The 16,973-nt window shown below is 66.0% G+C and carries 15 protein-coding genes (1 of these 15 cut by a window edge); 10 read left to right on the top strand and 5 right to left on the bottom strand.

The features are described 5' to 3' along the window. Window positions 1-93: 93 nt before the first annotated feature. Together hflC and hflK are read right to left on the bottom strand one after the other, a co-directional pair. Window positions 94-954, bottom strand: a complete 861-nt coding sequence (gene hflC, locus AC0QC4_RS03885; RefSeq protein WP_483658395.1) for a protease modulator HflC — start codon at window positions 952-954, stop codon at window positions 94-96. Then, on the bottom strand, window positions 951-2,060 hold the full coding sequence (gene hflK / locus AC0QC4_RS03880) for a protease modulator HflK (RefSeq protein ID WP_483658394.1): 1,110 nt from the start codon (window positions 2,058-2,060) through the stop codon (window positions 951-953). The genes hflC and hflK overlap by 4 nt, the downstream gene beginning before the upstream one ends. Window positions 2,061-2,129: 69 nt before the next feature. Between hflK and AC0QC4_RS03875 the strand changes: the two genes are divergently transcribed. Genes AC0QC4_RS03875 through hemH form a run of 4 tightly spaced genes read left to right on the top strand, consistent with a single transcriptional unit; the run spans window position 2,130 to window position 6,864 of the window. Beyond that, complete coding sequence (locus tag AC0QC4_RS03875; RefSeq protein WP_483658393.1) at window positions 2,130-3,116, top strand: Mrp/NBP35 family ATP-binding protein; 987 nt, start codon at window positions 2,130-2,132, stop codon at window positions 3,114-3,116. A gap of 19 nt (window positions 3,117-3,135) precedes the next feature. Then, the gene (locus AC0QC4_RS03870) at window positions 3,136-3,564 is read left to right on the top strand and encodes a CoA-binding protein (protein WP_483658392.1); all 429 of its coding nucleotides are present in this window, start codon (window positions 3,136-3,138) and stop codon (window positions 3,562-3,564) included. Then, on the top strand, window positions 3,561-5,858 hold the full coding sequence (locus AC0QC4_RS03865) for a xanthine dehydrogenase family protein molybdopterin-binding subunit (RefSeq protein WP_483658391.1): 2,298 nt from the start codon (window positions 3,561-3,563) through the stop codon (window positions 5,856-5,858). The genes AC0QC4_RS03870 and AC0QC4_RS03865 overlap by 4 nt, the downstream gene beginning before the upstream one ends. Window position 5,859: 1 nt before the next feature. After that, complete coding sequence (hemH, locus tag AC0QC4_RS03860) at window positions 5,860-6,864, top strand: ferrochelatase (RefSeq protein WP_483658390.1); 1,005 nt, start codon at window positions 5,860-5,862, stop codon at window positions 6,862-6,864. Between the two features lie 16 nt (window positions 6,865-6,880). Here hemH and AC0QC4_RS03855 read toward each other — a convergent pair whose 3' ends face one another. Continuing rightward, on the bottom strand, window positions 6,881-9,517 hold the full coding sequence (locus AC0QC4_RS03855; RefSeq protein WP_483658389.1) for an EAL domain-containing protein: 2,637 nt from the start codon (window positions 9,515-9,517) through the stop codon (window positions 6,881-6,883). Window positions 9,518-9,659: 142 nt separating this feature from the next. Here AC0QC4_RS03855 and phbB point away from each other — a divergent pair, with 142 nt between their 5' ends. From phbB to AC0QC4_RS03830, 5 genes are all read left to right on the top strand, one after another. Beyond that, window positions 9,660-10,382 carry an acetoacetyl-CoA reductase gene (gene phbB, locus AC0QC4_RS03850; protein ID WP_483658388.1) on the top strand — a complete coding sequence of 241 codons (723 nt, stop codon included), beginning with the start codon at window positions 9,660-9,662 and terminating at the stop codon, window positions 10,380-10,382. Next, complete coding sequence (locus AC0QC4_RS03845) at window positions 10,382-10,684, top strand: ribbon-helix-helix domain-containing protein (RefSeq protein WP_483658387.1); 303 nt, start codon at window positions 10,382-10,384, stop codon at window positions 10,682-10,684. Before phbB ends, AC0QC4_RS03845 begins: the two co-directional genes overlap by 1 nt. A gap of 345 nt (window positions 10,685-11,029) precedes the next feature. Then, window positions 11,030-11,878 (top strand): EAL domain-containing protein, encoded by an 849-nt coding sequence (locus tag AC0QC4_RS03840; RefSeq protein ID WP_483658386.1) that lies wholly within the window; start codon window positions 11,030-11,032, stop codon window positions 11,876-11,878. Continuing rightward, complete coding sequence (locus tag AC0QC4_RS03835; protein WP_483658385.1) at window positions 11,875-14,379, top strand: ATP-binding protein; 2,505 nt, start codon at window positions 11,875-11,877, stop codon at window positions 14,377-14,379. Before AC0QC4_RS03840 ends, AC0QC4_RS03835 begins: the two co-directional genes overlap by 4 nt. Beyond that, entirely contained in the window at window positions 14,380-14,772 is a 393-nt protein-coding gene (locus AC0QC4_RS03830) for a response regulator (protein WP_483658384.1), read from the top strand. 25 nt (window positions 14,773-14,797) lie between these two features. On the opposite strand, the gene AC0QC4_RS03825 is transcribed toward AC0QC4_RS03830, so the two are convergent. Continuing rightward, a complete protein-coding gene (locus AC0QC4_RS03825; RefSeq protein WP_483658383.1) occupies window positions 14,798-15,094 on the bottom strand; it encodes a hypothetical protein in 297 nt (98 codons plus the stop codon). Window positions 15,095-15,228: 134 nt separating this feature from the next. Here AC0QC4_RS03825 and AC0QC4_RS03820 point away from each other — a divergent pair, with 134 nt between their 5' ends. Further along, window positions 15,229-15,657 carry a CBS domain-containing protein gene (locus AC0QC4_RS03820; RefSeq protein ID WP_483658382.1) on the top strand — a complete coding sequence of 143 codons (429 nt, stop codon included), beginning with the start codon at window positions 15,229-15,231 and terminating at the stop codon, window positions 15,655-15,657. Here AC0QC4_RS03820 and AC0QC4_RS03815 read toward each other — a convergent pair. Continuing rightward, a protein-coding gene (locus AC0QC4_RS03815) for a lipopolysaccharide biosynthesis protein (RefSeq protein ID WP_483658381.1) crosses the window boundary here: on the bottom strand, window positions 15,639-16,973 show its 3' portion. 198 nt of this gene lie beyond the right edge of the window; the window shows 1,335 of its 1,533 coding nt (coding positions 199-1,533); the start codon falls outside the window, past its right edge; it ends in the stop codon at window positions 15,639-15,641. The genes AC0QC4_RS03820 and AC0QC4_RS03815 overlap by 19 nt on opposite strands.

Raw genomic sequence — 16,973 nt, 5'->3', positions numbered from 1 at the left:
TTCGGCGCTGACAGGCTATCGATTACATACATAGACGTGAAACATGAACCGTCGGCAACAGTCTTTCAACTTCGCTGGTCAAACCGTGCCTGATCAGCGCTGACCGGGGTTCATCTGCGACAGATAGCCTTCGCCCGGCGGCAGCACGAAGGTCGTCTCACCGGCGCCTTCGCTGCGGAAAGTGCGGCGATAGGATTCCATCGCACGATAGAAAGCGTAGAACTGCGGGTCCTTGCCATAGCTTTGCGCATAGATGCGCGCGGCTTCTGCATCCGCATCGGCGCGGATGATCTGCGCCTGTTTCTCGCCTTCGGCGCGGATGGTCGCGGCCTCCTGGGTACGCGCGGTGCGCATACGCTCGAACACCGCGTTGCGCGACGATCCTTCGGGAAGGTCCGCCCGGTTGATGCGGACATCGATCACCTGCACGCCGTAATTGGCAGCTTCGCGCGCCAGCCCCTGCTGGATCGAGCTCATCACCTGTCCCCGCTCCGGGCTGAGCAGGCTGGCGAAGGTGCGGCGGCCCAGTTCGTTGCGCAGGGAAGAGGACAGCAGGTTGGTGATCTGCGCCTGCAGCCGTGCCTCGCTGCGGATCGTCTCATACATCCGCTGCGGGTTGACGATGCGGTAGCGGGCATAGGCATCGACCTGCACGCGCAACTGATCGGTGGACAGCACTGGCTGGTTTTCCAGCTTCACGCCCAGCACCCGCTTGTCGATCAGCACCAGCTGCTCGAAGAAGGGGATGCGCGGGACGATGCCCGCGCGGGTCTGGCCGAACGCCTGATTGGGCCGATAGGGGTTCACCACCCGCTGGATCTGCCCATAGCTCAGGATGATGCCCTGCTTGGTTTCGGGAACGATCGACAAGCTCATGCTGGCGATTACCGCGAGCGACAGCGCGCCGACGGCGGTGTAGACCGGATTGCGGGTCAGGACCGAAAGCGCACTCACTGGCCGGCTCCCTGGGCTGCGGGTTGCTGGGGTCGGGGCGGGGTCTGGCTGCGACGGCGCACGTCAGGCAACGCCAGATAGGGGGTGGTCCCCTCGGACGAGACGACCGTCTTGTCGGCCGGCTGCAGCACATATTCCATGGTCTCATAATAGAGACGGCGCCGGGTCACTTCGGGTGCCTGGACATATTCGGCATAGATACGGTCGAATGCTGCGGCATCGCCCTGCGCCCGCTGCAAGACCTGCTGCGCCTGGGCGCGGGCATTATTCTGCGCGGTCTCGGCCTGCTGGCGCGCCGCGTTGACCTCGTTGAACGCTTCCTCGACCTCGCTCGGCGGCGCCGAATCGCGGATCGCGACGCCTTCGATGCGCACGCCGCTGTTATAGGCATCGAGAATGCGCTGCAGACGCTCTTGCACCTGCGCCTCGATTTCGTTGCGCCCAGCACCGATCGCCTGTGCCAGCGTGAAGTTGGCAATGGTCGCCCGCATCGCGCTTTCCGCCGCATCACGCACGGTGCCCTCGGCATCCTCGAGCTGGAACAGGAACCGTTCCGGGTCGCGGACATTCCAGCGCACCGTATAGGCCAGGTTGATGATGTTGGCGTCGCCGGTCAGCACCAGATTCTGGGCGGTGCCGTCAGGAATGTCGATGGTGCGGATTTCCAGCGTGGAGACCACCTCCAGCCGCTCGATCGGCGCGGGCAGGGTCAGATTGAAGCCTGGGCCGACGGTACGCGAATAGCTGCCGAACCGGGTGATGACGCCTTCTTCCCCGGCGTCGAGGATATGCACGCTCGTCGCCGCGACCCACAGCGCCAATATGCCGCCGCCGATCAGCAGCCACAGCCGCTTGCCGCCCGGCATCTGCGGCATGCCGGGACCGAACGGACCGCGTTTGAGCAGGTCGTCCAACCCCTGCGGGCGCCTAGGCCCGCCGCCATTGCCGCCACCGCGTTCGGGTGTACGTGGCGGCATCCACGGGCTGTCCTTGCGCGGGCCGCTGTCCTTGGGCGGGCCATCGTCGTTCCCGCCCCACGGGCTGTTGCTGTTGATGGAAATTGCCGGAGGAATCTGGCCTCCCGGTCCGTCGGCTGGCGGTGTCATGCAGCAGTTATAGGAAGCCTTGGCGCGAAAAACAGTGGCAATGGTGAAAAGCGGCGATAACAGCGCTGCATGACCGAGCCAGACGACCTGCGCAGCGCCATCGAACAGCGCGCCTATGCCATCACTTCGGGCCGCGCCTCCGGCGTTCGCCTGGCCGACGGGCGGGTGACGGTGGCGCTCGACGTCGCCGGCCTCGGCACGGACGAGCGCGAGCTGCTCGCCGCCGATCTCAGGCGCGAGCTTGGCCGGATGGCCGGGATGGAGGATGTGCGGGTCGCGATGCTGGCTGCGCGCAAGCCCCGCACTCTGATCGCCGTCGGATCGGGCAAGGGCGGGGTCGGCAAATCGACCCTTGCCACCAACATCGCGCTCGCGCTCGGCGCGCTGGGTTACAAGGTGGGCATGGTCGACGCCGATATCTACGGCCCGTCCCAGCCACGCCTGCTGTCGAGCGAGGGCAGCCGGCCCGAGGCGAGCGGCGAAAAGCTGGTTCCGATCATGAGCCCGCACGGCATCCCGCTGCTGTCGATGGGCCAGATTGCCGCGCCGGGTCAGGCCATCGCCTGGCGCGGGCCGATGGCCGGCAAGGCGCTCGACCAGCTGATCGATGCGCATTGGGGCGATACCGATCTGCTCATCGTCGATCTGCCGCCCGGCACCGGCGACATCCAGATTTCCATGCTGCAGAAATACAAGCCGGCCGGTGCGGTGATTGTTTCCACCCCGCAGGACGTGGCGCTGATCGACGCTGCACGCGCCATCACCCTGTTCCGCGACGCCGGTGTGCCGATCATCGGCATGGTCGAGAATATGGCCGGCTATGTCTGCCCGCATTGCGGGGAAATCAGCGATCCGTTCGGCAGCGGCGGCGCAGAGCATGAGGCGGGGACGCTGGACCTCGCTTTCCTCGGCCGGGTACCGCTGCACCGCGACATCCGCCTCGCGAGCGACGCCGGCATTCCCCCGGTGGCGCAGGGTGGCGCGCAGGCAGAGCCGTTTGCCGCGATTGCCGGGCGCATCGATACCTGGCTGCGCAGCAAGGGCATCGGCGGATGAGCCGGCCGGGCGGGCCATCATGCCGCTGAGCGCGGATGCCGACATCGCTGCGCTGCTGCAGCGCACCCGGCGTATCGCGCTGGTCGGGGCTTCGGCCAAGCCGGCACGTCCGAGTTATGGCGTGATGCAGGCGCTGCTCGCGCACGGTTATGATGTCGTGCCGGTCAATCCGGGGCTCGCCGGGCAGGAGATCCACGGCTGCCGTGTCGTCGCCAGCCTTGCCGATGTCTCGCCGCCGGCCGACATGATCGATGTGTTCCGGGAACCGGCGGCGGTGGCGGCACTGGTCGATGAGGCGATCGCGCATGGTGCCAGGAGCCTGTGGCTGCAACTCGGCGTGATCGATGCCGAGGCGGCCGCGCAGGCCGAAGCGGCCGGGCTGACGGTGGTGATGGATCGCTGTCCGAAGATCGAACTGGCACGGCTCGGCATCGGCGGGCCTGCATGAGCGAGGCGGGCGACCTCAGGCGCAAGGTCGGGCGGGGCCTTGCCCTGCCGCGCCCGGACCGGCGCAGCCTGCTGATTGGCGGCGGTGTAGTCGCAGGGCTGGCGGTGGCCTGGACGCTGTGGCCGCGCAGCGCGGTGGTCGATCTGCCGCTCCAGCCCGACGAGCAGGCGTTCGGCGTGTGGCTGAAGATCGCCACCGATGGCCGGGTGACGGTGATGGTGCCGCAGGCCGAACTGGGGCAGGGCGCATGGACCTTGCTGGCCCATATCGCCGCCGACGAGCTAGGTGCCGACTGGCGGACGGTCGCGGTCGAGCCGGCGCCGATCAGCGCGGCCTATATCAACCATCTCTGGCTCGACGAAGACGCGCGGGCCGCAACGCCCAGGGTTGCCGTGCCGGAGGCGCTCGCCGGTTTCGGCGGCTGGCGGCAAGCGGTCCTGGCCGGCAGCGCACCGGCGATGCTGACCACCGGATCCACCACCCAGCGCATGTTCGAAGCCCCGCTGCGCGCCGCTGCGGCGACAGCGCGGGCACTGCTGTGCATGGCGGCAGCGGCGCGCTGGGACGTCGCATGGGAAGCGTGCGACGCACGCGACGGGTTTGTCCTTCATGAGGGCAGGCGGCTGCGCTTCGCCGAGCTGGCAGGCGCGGCCGCCGAGCAGGATCCGCCGCCGTATCCGCCGCTCCGCGAGCCGGGCAGCGGCCCCCTGTTCGGTCAGGACCTGCCCCGGCTTGACGCACCGTCCAAGGTCGACGGCAGCTTCGCCTTCGCGGCCGACGTGCGGCTGCCGAACATGGTCTATGCCGCCATCCGGCAGGGCCCGCATGGCGACAGCCGGCTGAAACGGCATGACAAGGCAGCGGCCGACCGCGTGCCCGGTTTCCTTGCCGCCATCCGGCAGGACCGCTGGATCGCGGCGGTCGCCACCAACAGCTGGGCGGCGCAGCGCGCGCTCAACGCGATGGACCCCGTCTTCACCACCCAAGGGCAGCGCGCGGACAGCAGTGTCGCCGACCGGCGGATGAAAGCGGCCTTCGCCGCAAATGACGGCGCGCGCGTGGCAGAGCGCGGCTCGGTGGCCGATACGTTCGCCGGTCGGCCGGTGCTGCATGCCGACTATCAGGCAGCGCCGGCGCTGCACCAAGGCATCGAAACCCGCACGGCCACCGCCGCCTTTCAGGACGGGCGCATCCAGCTGTGGGTGGCGACCCAGGCGCCGGGCCTGTGCCGGACGGTCGTGGCACAGGCGCTTGGCGTTGGGGAAAGCAGCGTTTCGCTGATCGCGATGCCGGCCGGCGGCGGGTTCGATCGCGGGCTGGATCATGAGGTGGCGGTGCAGGCGGCGCTGATCGCCCGGTCGCTCGACCGCCCGGTGCAACTGACCTGGTCCCGCACCGAGGAATTGCTGCGTGACCTACCCCGCCCGCCGGCGCGGGCGCGGATGCAGGCCAGCTTGACCGCGGCAGGCGCGATCGACGGCTGGCATGCCGTGATTGCTACACCGCCGGCACCGCATGAGGCCCGCGCCCGCCTGACCGGCGCACGCCCCCAGGACGCGCTCGTCGGGGCACGGGGCAGCAGCGATGCGGCCGCCGTCGCCGGGGCCGTCCCGCCCTATGCCATTCCCAATCTGGGGGTCGACCATCTTCCGGTCGATGTCACCATCCCCGCCGGGCGCTGGCGCGGCAATGCCGACAGCCTGACCTGCTTTTTCACCGAATGTTTTGTCGATGAACTGGCGCGCACGGCTGGCGTCGACCCCTTCACCTTCCGCATCGCCATGCTGGGTGAACAGCCCTTGCTCGCCAACTGCCTGCAGGTCGCGACGGCCCTTGGCGGCTGGGACGGGGGCACCGCCGGCTCGGGACAGGGCCTTGCTTGCGCCTCGCTGCGCGGCAGCCATATCGCGCTGATGGCGGTGGCCCGCCCCGGCGCTGCCGGGCTGGTGGTCGAAAAGCTGGTCGCCGCAGTCGATGTCGGGCGGGTGCTCAATCCCTCGCTGGTGCGCCAGCAGATCGAGGGCGGATTGGTCTGGGGGCTCGCGGCAGCGGTCGGTGCCACCACCCGCTATCGGCGTGGCCTTGCCGGTGCGCGGCGACTGGCAGACATCGGCCTGCCGACGCTGGCGCAGACGCCGGAGATCGTGTGCGAGCTGGTCGTGAGCGACCGTCCGGCAGGCGGCGTGGGCGAACTGGCGGTGCCCGTGGTCGCGCCAGCTATTGCCAACGCCCTATTCACTGTTACGCGACGCCGACTACGCCGCCTCCCCTTGAGCGAAAAGCCGCTGCCCTGACATGACCCAGCTCCCCCCCAATCACCCTCCCGTCGCGGCGCGGCGCATCGGCGTCCTGATTGCCAATCTGGGGACGCCAGATGCGCCCGACACGGCATCGGTGCGGCGTTATCTGGGCCAGTTCCTGTCGGACCGGCGCGTGGTTGAACTGCCGCCGGTGGTCTGGCAGCCGATCCTGCGCGGCGTCATCCTCAACACCCGGCCGGCCAAATCGGCCGAAGCCTATCGTGCGGTGTGGACTGACAGGGGATCGCCGCTGGCCGCCATCACCCGCGATCAGGCAGAGGCGCTGCAGCAGGTGCTGGGCGAAGCAGTGCTGGTCCGCCACGCCATGCGCTACGGGCAACCGGACATCGGCGATGTGCTTGCCGAGATGCATGCGCAGGGGTGCGACCGCATCCTGCTCGCCTCGCTTTACCCGCAATATTGCGCCGCAACCACGGCAACGGCGTTCGACGCGGCGGCTGCGCGGATGGCCGGGATGCGCTGGCAACCGGCAGTGCGCACGCTGCCGCCTTATTATGACGATGCCCTTTATGTCGACGCGCTCGCCGCCAGCGTGCGTGACGGGCTGGCCAGCCTGGATTTCGTGCCCGAACGGCTGCTGGCGACCTTTCACGGCATGCCGCAGCGGACGCTCGAACTGGGCGATCCCTATCATTGCCAGTGCCGCAAGACCGCGCGGCTGCTGGCAGAAGCGCTCGGCCGACCGGTTGATGTCGCCTTCCAGTCGCGATTCGGCCGGGCCAAATGGCTGGAACCGGCCACCGACGACACGCTGACCCAGTGGGGCCAGCAGGGTGTCCGCAAGATTGCCGTGATCGCGCCGGGCTTTTCGGCCGATTGCCTCGAAACGCTCGAGGAAATCGCCATGCGCGGCGAGGAGCAGTTCCATGAAGCGGGCGGCGAGCGGTTCGCCTATCTGCCCTGCCTCAACGCCTCCGCACACGGCATGGCGATGCTCGAGGCGCTGGTCCGGCGCGAGTTGGCCGGCTGGATCGGCTGACCGGCCGGTCGCAGCGTCAGGCGCTGCGCTGCAGCGAGGCCTGGGCAGCGGCCAGCCAGTCGAGCGAGACCGTCTGGTCGAAAGCGAGGCCGCAGCGGCGATCCTGCCACCACACCACCCGCACCGGCAGGGTCGGTCCATCCTGGATGGCGAGTTCGCCGCGGCTGCCGACGGTGAGGAAGTCCGGCGACTCGATCATCGTGCCTGTTTCGGAGATATTGCGCAGCCGCACCGCAAGCTGGCGCCCGTCGAGGGCAAGTGCCGCACGGCGCAGCACGGTGATGCGCGGCGCGCGGGCGGCCTTGTGGCCGACCTTGCTGGCGGTGCTGCCCAGCATGCCCAGCTTTTCGCCCAGCTCGGATGATTCGAGCGGAGGGCCGTAATAGAAACCCTGGATGTGCGAACAGCCGAGCCGGCGGATCAGTTCGATCTCGTCCTCGGTTTCCGCGCCTTCGGCGGTGGTTTCCATGCCCAGCGCTTCGGCCAGCGTGACGATGGCGCGGATGATCGCGGCGTTCTGATTGTCGCCGCGGGTCGCGCCACGCACGAAGCTCTGGTCGATCTTGATCTTGTTGAGCGGCGCTCGCTGCAGATAGCCGAGCGACGAGTAGCCGGTGCCGAAATCGTCCAGCGCCAGCCGGACGCCGATCCGCTTCAGCGTCTCGAACTGCCGCTCGGCATGCGCTGCTTCGGCCATGAACACGCCTTCGGTGATCTCCAGCTCGAGCCGGGACGGTGCAAGGCCGGTCTGCGCCAGCACCTGCGCCACCAGCGTCGGGAAGGCAGGATTGGCGAACTGGTTCGGCGAGACGTTGACGGCGACGCGCGCCGGGATCGACCAGGTCGCTGCCTCAGCGCAGGCCTTTCGCAGCACCCATTCGCCCAGCCGCTCGATCAGGCTGGTTTCCTCGGCGATGGGGATGAATTCCGATGGCGATATCGGGCCGTGGTGCGGGTGGTGCCAGCGCAGCAGCGCCTCGAATCCGGTTACGCGCTCGCCCTTGCAGGAGACGACCGGCTGATAGACGAGGCGCAGGCTGTCGCGCTCGACCGCCTCGGTCAGGTCCTTCTCCAGCCGGTTGCGCCTGTCCGCCGCGGCATGCATCGACGCTTCGTAGAAGCGGTGGACGCCGCGCCCGGCTTCCTTGGCAGCGTAGAGCGCAAGGTCCGCGTTGCGGGTCAGTTCGTCGTCGGTGCTGCCATGGTCGGGTGACACGGCGATGCCGATCGACGCGCCGATCGACATCTGGGTGCGTTCGATCAGATAGGGGCGCGACAGCGATTCGATGATCGCCTTGGCCAGCGCCTCGATCTGGTTGCGGTTGGTCTTGCCGGGCAGGACAACCTTGAATTCGTCGCCGCCGAGTCGGCCGACGTGGCCGTGCGAGCCGATGGCGTTGAGCAGCCGCTGGGCAACCTGCTTGAGCAGCGCGTCGCCCGCCGGGTGACCGAAGCTGTCGTTGATGTTCTTGAACCGGTCGAGATCGAGCAGGAACAAGGTGGCAGGGCGCGTGCTGTTCGCCTGGCCCAACAGAGCCTGACGCAGGAGATTGCCGATCTCCGAGCGGTTGGCGAGGCCGGTCAGCGCATCGAACCGCGCCAACCGCGAGATTTCCGCTTCCGAGCGGCGTATTTCGGTCAGATCCTTGCCGGTGCCGATGAAGCCGCGCAGCTGGTTGAACTTGTCATGCACCGGCCGGCCCGAGATCGACCACCAGCGCTCTTCGGGGGTCGCGGCGCGAATCGACAGATCGGTAAAGGCGGTCTGGGTCGACAGCAGAAAGGGGATGGTCCGCTCTCCGGCGGGCGTCGCCGGATTGCCATCGTCTTCCTGTTCGGGCGCGGCGATCGATGACAGCGGCTTGCCGATCATGCAGCCGTGCGTCTCGGCCAGAATGTCGGCAATACGGGTCGACAGATACAGCAATTTGCCGCGCCGGTCGGTTTCCCAGAACCAGGCGGTGCCGCTATTTTCCAGCTCGTCGAGCAGACGCGCCGGCCGGCTCGCTTCCAGCTCGGCGCGCCACAGCGAACGGGCGTGGCGGAAATCGGCCCGCGCCGCTGCGATGGCGACGAGGCAGCAGCAGAATTGCATCGGCGCGAGGATCAACAGCGACACGGTCGTGCCGATAGACAGCAGAACGGTGGCGATAAGAGCGGTCGAAAAGGCCACCATCGTCACCGGCAGGCGGGCCAGCGCCGCCATAACGACGAATCCGGCGGCGCAGAAGATCAGGAGGGCGACTTCGGACGATTGGGTCTGCAGCGCGGCCAGCGCCACGGCCCCGAATCCGGCGCCTGCGGCAGCCGTGATGACGGTCAAGGCCCAGACCCGCCAATGCGGCGCGATCCGGCGCAAGGCAGCAAGATGGAACATCAGCAAGGGCGCGGTGCATAGCAATGTCATCGCCAGCAGCAGCGCACTGCCGCTGGCCGTCGCCGTCATTTCGCGCAGGCGCGGCGTAACACACAGGATGGAGGCGAGCACGACGATCGGCCAGAGTGGCGCAAAAGCGGCAATTCGCCGGTCGAGCGCTTCGACATCCGAGGGTGTCGGGCTGCGCGTCAGTCCGAACTGAACGGCGAGACCCGGCAGCTTTTCAAGGCTGGGGTCCGAATGCATGTCCAGTTTGGGAGAGGGGCGGTCCTTCATTGCGTGACTGCCATGCCAGCAAATTCCCAAGCAAGCCTTAATGAACCGGCTGGAACAGCTGACGTTTCCGTCAGCTTGCGTGGCGAAGTGTCGCTGCTATCCAGCTAAAAACGAAGGGCCGAGCCTGAAAATGGAGAGAGCGATGCAGCGAGTAGCGGTGGTAACGGGCGGATCGCGCGGAATTGGCAAGGCAATCTGCGTGGCTCTGCGCGATGTCGGCGTGCGGGTGGTCGCCAACTATGCGGGCAACGAGGAAAAGGCGGCAGCGTTTTCAGACGAAACCGGCATCGCCGCCTATCGCTGGGACGTCGGCGATTATGATGCCTGCCAGGAAGGCTGTGCCCGCATCGCCGAAGAGGTCGGTCCCATCGACATCCTGGTCAACAATGCCGGCATCACCCGGGACGCCACCCTGCAGCGCATGACGCTCGACATGTGGGAGGATGTGATGCGCATCAACCTCGGCGGCTGTTTCAACATGGCCAAGGCGGTGTTCGGGGGCATGAAGGACAGGGGCTGGGGCCGGATCGTCAATATCGGCTCGATCAACGGGCAGGGCGGCCAATATGGCCAGGTCAACTATGCAGCCGCCAAGTCCGGCATCCATGGCTTCACCAAGGCGCTGGCACAAGAGGGCGCGCGCTTCGGCATCACCGTCAACGCGCTGGCGCCCGGCTATATCGATACCGACATGGTCGCGGCGGTGCCCGAAGCGGTTCTGGAAAAGATCGTCGCCAAGATTCCGGTCGGCCGATTGGGGCAGGCGAGCGAGATTGCCCGCGGAGTGGCTTTCCTCTGTTCGGAGGAAGGCGGTTTCATTACGGGCTCGACGCTGTCCATCAATGGCGGCCAGCACATGTACTGATGGAGGCCGAGACGCCGTTTCCGACCGATATCGATCTTTTCGATCCCCGGCTGTTTGTTCGGGCCGACAAGCACAGCATTACTATCGCCGGCCATCCGACATCGATTCGAATCGAATCACCATTTTGGAATTTTGTTCAGGCCGAAGCCGATTCGCAAAGGCTGCCAGTCAGCGCGCTAATCGCCGAGATCGATGCCGCGCGGCTGGCTGCTGCCGATCCGCCTAACCTTGCCAGCGCCATCCGGCTATGGGTGCTGGCCCGCGCCGAAGGCCGCCACGCGGCGCCACCGCACCAAGATTAACTCATTGACCTGCATCGCAAATGAAATGGGGTGCCCCTTTCGGGACACCCCATGATTCAGTGCGACACCAGCCCCGAGACCGTTCCGGAATGGAACGAATTCCTGCACCGCTCAAAGCGGCGGGATCTGAGAGCCGCCAGCTTCACGACCGAAAAGTGCTTCGGCGACGATCGACAGCATCACTATGCTCCCTATTGTGGTTGCCAGTTGTCCTTAACGTTTCGGTAACCAGTTTGCAAATCATCCGGCGCGTGCCGGGTGCGCCATGGTGGCACAGCGGTGTCATCGTTAAACTTATCTTCATGCCCTTGGCGCACAGCCGCATCGATCATGCCGCACTCGCGCTTGCCCTCCTTGTCCCTGCCGCCGCGGCTGCCCTTTGCTGCGGCAGATGTTTCGCGCGGCATCGATGCGGGGGAGTTCCGGCTGGTCTATCAGCCCAAGCTCAATATACGCCGCGCGCAGATCGACGGAGCCGAGGCGCTGGTGCGCTGGGATCATCCCCAGCTCGGCGTGATGCTGCCCGATAGGTTCATCGAAGCGAGCGAGACCGGCGGCAGTATTGCCAAGCTCACCTTGTGGACGATGCAGCAGGCGCTTGCCGATCAACGCCTGTTGCGCACGACCGGGCATGGCCTGCGCCTGTTCGTCAATCTCTCGGCCCAGCTGTTGACCGACGAAGCCATGGTCGTGGCGCTGTGTACATTGGCCCGCTCCGAAGGCGCAGACCTCGGCATCGAGGTGACCGAGCGGTCGGTGATCGCCGACCCCGATCTCGCCTTTGCCAATATCCGCCGACTGCGCGAAGCAGGGCTCTGCATCGCCATCGACGATTATGGCACCGGCCTGTCGTCGCTGACCTATCTCAAGCAGATCGAGGCTGACGAGCTCAAGATCGACAAGAGCTTCATCACCTCGCTCGGCACCAGCCACCGCGATCCGCTGATCGTGCGTTCGACCATCGATCTGGCGCATGCGCTGGGGATGACCGTGACGGCCGAGGGCGTCGAAACGCCGGCGGCGCATGCGCTGCTCTCGGTCATGGGCTGCGACATGGTGCAGGGCTATCTGATCGGTCGCCCGATGCGTCCCGAGGCGCTGACCACCTATCTCGACGCCTTCGACCCTGCGACGATAACCTTCCCCAACGACGGGCGGGTGCTGCGCGACCATAAATTCTGGAAACGCGCATGATGTGGCGTTGGCTGGCGGTGGTGCTGGCCGGATGGCTGGCAGTGGCAAGCCCGGCTGAGGCCGCTGCGGGCCGGGGCACGGCAAGCTTCATTGATGAAATGACGGTACCTTTGGCAGTCGATCCAGCGTCTGCCTTGGCGAGCGCCGATCAGGAGTTGGCACGGGCAGCGCAGCGTCGATCACGGTTCAGCGATGCCGAGATTAACTGGGTCAAGGCACAGGCTCATTTTCGACTGGGCAATATCGACGAAGCAAAAACTTCGCTCGCCTTGACGCGACAAGTGACGCCACAAGGTGCCGCAGGATTGCGCGTGCGGGGTTACAGTTACCTGCTGTCAGGATTGCTGAGCCGCGGCGAAGGGGATTTCGCTGCTGCGCTCGTTGCAATTCGACGGGCGCAACAGCAATTTATTGCTGTGCGGGACCGCCGTGGGCATGCGTTGGCCATTCAATCTCTCGGCGTCCTGTATAATGACACTGGCAATTCCACAGAAGCCATTAGATATTTTGAGTTGGCAGAAGAAACTTATGACGAAGACGATGTGTTCCGGCTTAGTCTTAACAATAACTTTGGCGTAGCACTCTTGAAGATAGATCAATTCAATTCGTCTATTTTGCGGCTGCGACGTGCTCAGCAAAGCGCCTCGAGACTTGGTATCGATAATTTTTATCGGCAGATTCAGCTAAATATTGCGGCAAACCAATCTTTTTCCGGAGACTATCGTGGCGCAATTGACTCGCTGGTGGAACTAGATCGTGATAGTGCTCAATTATCGCTTTGGCAGCTAAGCGAGGTACAGCGCATCAGAGCACTTGTAGCTTGGCGCAAAGGCCAACGCGGCGAAGCGCTGGCAAGAATTCGAATCTCCCTGCGGGAAATCGCCGGCCAGCCGGATTCGGTCACCTTCTGGCCGATGCATTATCTCGCTTACCAGATTTTCGACGACTACGGCCTGCGCGACGAGGCCTATACACAGTTGCAGATCGTCCGGCGCATCGAGCGGCAGGATGCAGAGCTGACTGCGTCCAACCGGGCCGCGCTGCTGTCGGCGCAGTTCCAGTTTGCGGCGCAGAATGCGCAGATCGCGCAGCTCAAGGCCGACAGTCTCGAGCGGGAGATCAAGTTTCAGCGAACGATGACGGTGACCATCGTCATCGGCTCGGTGCTCGCGCTTGGTCTGCTGGTGGCTTTGCTGATCATCGCCATCCGGGCGCGCAACCGGGCGCGGGCCGATGGCGCCGAGCTGGCGGTGGCCAACCAGCGGCTGGAGCGCGCGCTCGCCGCGAAGACCGAGTTTCTCGCGTCGACCAGCCACGAACTGCGCACGCCGCTCAACGGCATCCTCGGCATGGCGCAAATCCTGCTCGCCGACAGCACCGTCTCAGCACGTCACCGGACCCAGCTCGAGCTGCTGCACGATGCGGGATCGACGATGCGCATGCTGGTCGACGACATTCTGGACGTCGCCAAGATCGAGCATGGCGGGTTCGTCATTTCCCCGCGGCCGACCGACGTCACCGCGCTGGTCGAGCGCGTGGTCCGCATGTTCGGTGCGCAGGCCGAGACGGCCGGGCTGACGCTGTCGGCGGAAGGGCTGGACGCGCCGTTGCTGACCATGGCGGATTCGGACCGGCTGACCCAGATACTGTTCAACCTCGTCGGCAATGCGCTGAAGTTCACGCCGCAAGGCGGTGTGACCGTAAGCGTGCGGCACCAAGGTCCGGATGCCGCCGGCAAAGCGACCGGCACGTATGAGCTTGTGGTCCGCGATACCGGCATCGGCATCGCGCCGGAATGGCATGAGGCGGTGTTCGACATGTTCCGCCAGGTCGATGGCGCACGGACCCGCAACTATGGCGGCACTGGGCTCGGGCTTGCCATCTGCCGCCAGCTTGCGCGTGCCATGGACGGCGACATCCTCCTCGACAGCGCCGAGGGCGAAGGCTCGAGCTTCACCGTGCGGCTGCCGTTGAGGCCGGTGCCGGTGCTGCAGGCGGCCACCGGCACGGATGCGGCTGAACCAGCCGACAGCGCCGTGCCGGGCGGCACTGCGCAGGCGGTTGTCATCGTTGCCGCCGATCCGATGCGGGTGGCCATGCTGAGCGCGATTGTCCGCAAGGCCGGCCACAGTTTCCACGTTGCCGATTCGGTTGAGAAACTTCAGTCCATAGCGGCGGACGATGGCTTGACTTTGCTCGTCGATGCGCCAGCATGGCACCTGATTTCGATGAATGACGAGCAGCTGTGCAGCGCGGGCAACAGCCTGATCGTCGTCGGCGACGCACTGGGGGAGGGACCGGTGACGCAATTAGGCACTGCCAGGGTGCGCCATGTGCGATTCTCGCGCAACGCGGTCGCCGCCGCGCTCGACGCTGCGTTATCTTGCGATAATCCACCCACCGCTGCTGTTTTGACCTTGCCAGTCGCAGCAAGCCCGGCCATCGCACGCGCAGACAGGAGAGCAGAGCCGCAAAGGCCGATCTCCATGAGCCGGAAGTAGATGCGCATTTTATTCATTGAGGACGATGCGATGAACCGTCGCGTCGTCAGGGACATGCTGCACGTGGCAGGATTGCCGTTGGCCGAGGCCGATGGTGGTCGCAGCGGAATAGCAAGGCTCGAGAAGGAGCCGTTCGACGTGCTGCTGCTCGATTTGCGCATGCCGGAGATGGACGGGTTCGACGTGATCCGCGCCATCCGCGGCCGCGATGACAGTCTAAAAACCCTGCCGATCATCGTGGTGACAGCAGACGCATCGCCGGGCCTTGAGGACGAATGCCTCGACGCCGGTGCCGATGTGGTGCTGTTCAAGCCGATCGCCATGCAGTCCCTGTTCGACAGCATCGCCGAAATCGTGGTCGATCGCAGCGACCCGGATGCGCCCATCGGCTGAGGCCCGCTTCGGCTGGAGGCTGCCCTCAGCTCCGGTCAACCTCATCTTCGAACGGATCTTCTATCGCGTCGTCATGGCCGGTGCCGGCTGACAGGAACACCAGCCCCATCAGCGCGGCACCCAGCAGCACGGAAACGAACACGCCGGCCGCGGCAGCGATGAACAGGTGGATGCTGGCGCCCGGATTGCGATGGTAGAGGACAGCGATCGCGAGCACCGCGCTGACCAGCGCCGCGCTGGCCATCCACCCCATCAGCCGCCGGTAGCGCGCCCAGGCAAAGGCCGAGACATCGGGATCGTCGAGTTCTGAACGGAGCACCATCGCTGCCCCATAGGCGCTTGAGCGGGCGAGCGAAAGCGGTTGAACGGTTTCGTCCGCTGCCAATGCATGATAGCCTGTCGGCGTGGCAATCCCGGGGGGCCACATCCGTACGAGCGGCGAGAGGGAGAACGGCGATGACGATAAGGGCCATACTCGCAGGTCGCGACGGCACCATCTGGTCGGCGACGCCCGACGAACAGGTGGCCGATGTCGTCGCGCGGCTGACCGAACGGCGAATCGGTGCGGTGCCCGTGCTCGATGAAGGGCGGATCGTCGGCATCTTTTCCGAACGCGACGTGATGCACTGCCTGACCGCGCATGGCGCGGCGGCGCTGGGCATGCGGGTTGCCGATGTGATGACCAGCCCGGTGGTTTCGATAGAGATGGATGCGCCGGTGCTGACGGCGTTGTCGCTGATGTCGCGGCGGCGCTTCCGCCACCTGCCGGTGCTCGATGGCGATCGCCTCGCCGGGTTCGTGTCGATCGGCGATCTGGTCAAATACCGGATCGAGCGAATCGAGGCCGAAGCCGCAGCGATGCGCGACTATATCGCTGGCGCCTGAATTGTCGGCTCTGCGGGACGGCGCGGCCGGACCATATTGACCAGCGTCATCAGCGTGGGCCGCTGCAGCCACCAGCTCAGCAGCGCGTAGCTTGCCCCGCCGATGGCGATCAACGCCAGCACATGCGGCACGGCGGGCAGGTGCGGGTCGAACAGACGGTCGCACAGCCAGACGATGCCGCCCATTGCCAGCGCGCAGCCGCAGGCCGGGCTGGCCGCCCCGATGAGGGCGCGCGCGGTGATCCCGGTCAGCGCGGTGCCCAGCGCGATGGTGGCGAGCAGCAGCAATGGCGCAGCGATCAGCCAGGCGGTCGCCAGCCCGATCGTCCCGAACTGCGCGCCGATGAAGAAGGCGCTGCCGAACAACAGCGCACCGCATGCGGAACTCTTGACCGACAGGTCTGGGCGGCCAAGCGCGTTGTGCATCGGCGCGAACAGGATCTGCAGGGTCATCAGCGGCATGGCGAAGGCCAGCACCTGCACCAGCGGGACCATGGCGAGCCATTTGGTGCCGAACAGCAGCTCGATCAGCGGCGCGGCGCTGGCCGCCAGCCCGATGTAGATGGGCGCGGTGGCGAGCATGATCAGCCGCACCGAGCCCAGAAAGCCCCAGCGCAACGTCGGCAGATCGTCCTGCATGCGCGCATAGGCGGGAAAGGCCACCTGGTTCAGTGCCGGTACGAACTTGGCCATCACCAGCTGGGTGAGGAACAGGGCTTGGGCGTAGAGGCCGATCTCGCTCGGGCTGTAGATGCGCCCGGCGATGAAGATGTCGCTTTGCGCCTGCACCACCCACAGCAGGTGGCTGGCCATCATCGCGCCGCCGAATCGGGCGATGCTGCCGGCGCCGCGGAAATCGAAGCTGGGCAGGACGAACAGCCGCGCGGCGATGGTCAGGCCAAGCCCGCGGGTAAAGGCGACCGCGATCGGGGCATAGATAAGCGTCCAGATGCCGAAGCCCGACCAGGCGAGGGTGAGGCTGACGGTGGCGCCGACCATCGCGGCCGTAAGATTGACGATGGCCTGTTTGCGGAAATCGAGCCCGCGCGCGAGAATCACCTCGGGAATGATGATGAACGGAGTCGCCAGATAGATGATCGCGAGGATGCGCAGCAGATCGGCGACCTCCGGCCGGCCATAATAGGCCGCTACCAGCGGCGCGATGCCAATCTGCAGCGCGGCGATCGATCCGTTGAGCAGCATGGTGATGCCGAGCGCTTGCCGAATCGCGGTCCGCTCAAGATTCTTCGACTGGATGAGGGCGCTGGCAAAGCCATAACCGTTCAGGAAGTCGAGAAAGGTCATCATCACCTGTGC

The sequence above is a fragment of the Sphingomonas sp. jy18 genome (assembly GCF_056931895.1).
Note: the sequence above shows the minus strand (reverse complement) of the source record. Positions and strands in the feature narration are given on the sequence as shown.

Coding starts and splice junctions, on each gene's coding strand:
- hflK (WP_483658394.1), bottom strand. CDS start 2,060: ATGACACCGCCAGCCGACGGACCGGGAGGCCAGATTCCTCCGGCAATT.
- AC0QC4_RS03875 (WP_483658393.1), top strand. CDS start 2,130: ATGACCGAGCCAGACGACCTGCGCAGCGCCATCGAACAGCGCGCCTAT.
- AC0QC4_RS03870 (WP_483658392.1), top strand. CDS start 3,136: ATGCCGCTGAGCGCGGATGCCGACATCGCTGCGCTGCTGCAGCGCACC.
- AC0QC4_RS03865 (WP_483658391.1), top strand. CDS start 3,561: ATGAGCGAGGCGGGCGACCTCAGGCGCAAGGTCGGGCGGGGCCTTGCC.
- hemH (WP_483658390.1), top strand. CDS start 5,860: ATGACCCAGCTCCCCCCCAATCACCCTCCCGTCGCGGCGCGGCGCATC.
- AC0QC4_RS03855 (WP_483658389.1), bottom strand. CDS start 9,517: ATGAAGGACCGCCCCTCTCCCAAACTGGACATGCATTCGGACCCCAGC.
- phbB (WP_483658388.1), top strand. CDS start 9,660: ATGCAGCGAGTAGCGGTGGTAACGGGCGGATCGCGCGGAATTGGCAAG.
- AC0QC4_RS03845 (WP_483658387.1), top strand. CDS start 10,382: ATGGAGGCCGAGACGCCGTTTCCGACCGATATCGATCTTTTCGATCCC.
- AC0QC4_RS03835 (WP_483658385.1), top strand. CDS start 11,875: ATGATGTGGCGTTGGCTGGCGGTGGTGCTGGCCGGATGGCTGGCAGTG.
- AC0QC4_RS03830 (WP_483658384.1), top strand. CDS start 14,380: ATGCGCATTTTATTCATTGAGGACGATGCGATGAACCGTCGCGTCGTC.
- AC0QC4_RS03825 (WP_483658383.1), bottom strand. CDS start 15,094: ATGGTGCTCCGTTCAGAACTCGACGATCCCGATGTCTCGGCCTTTGCC.
- AC0QC4_RS03820 (WP_483658382.1), top strand. CDS start 15,229: ATGACGATAAGGGCCATACTCGCAGGTCGCGACGGCACCATCTGGTCG.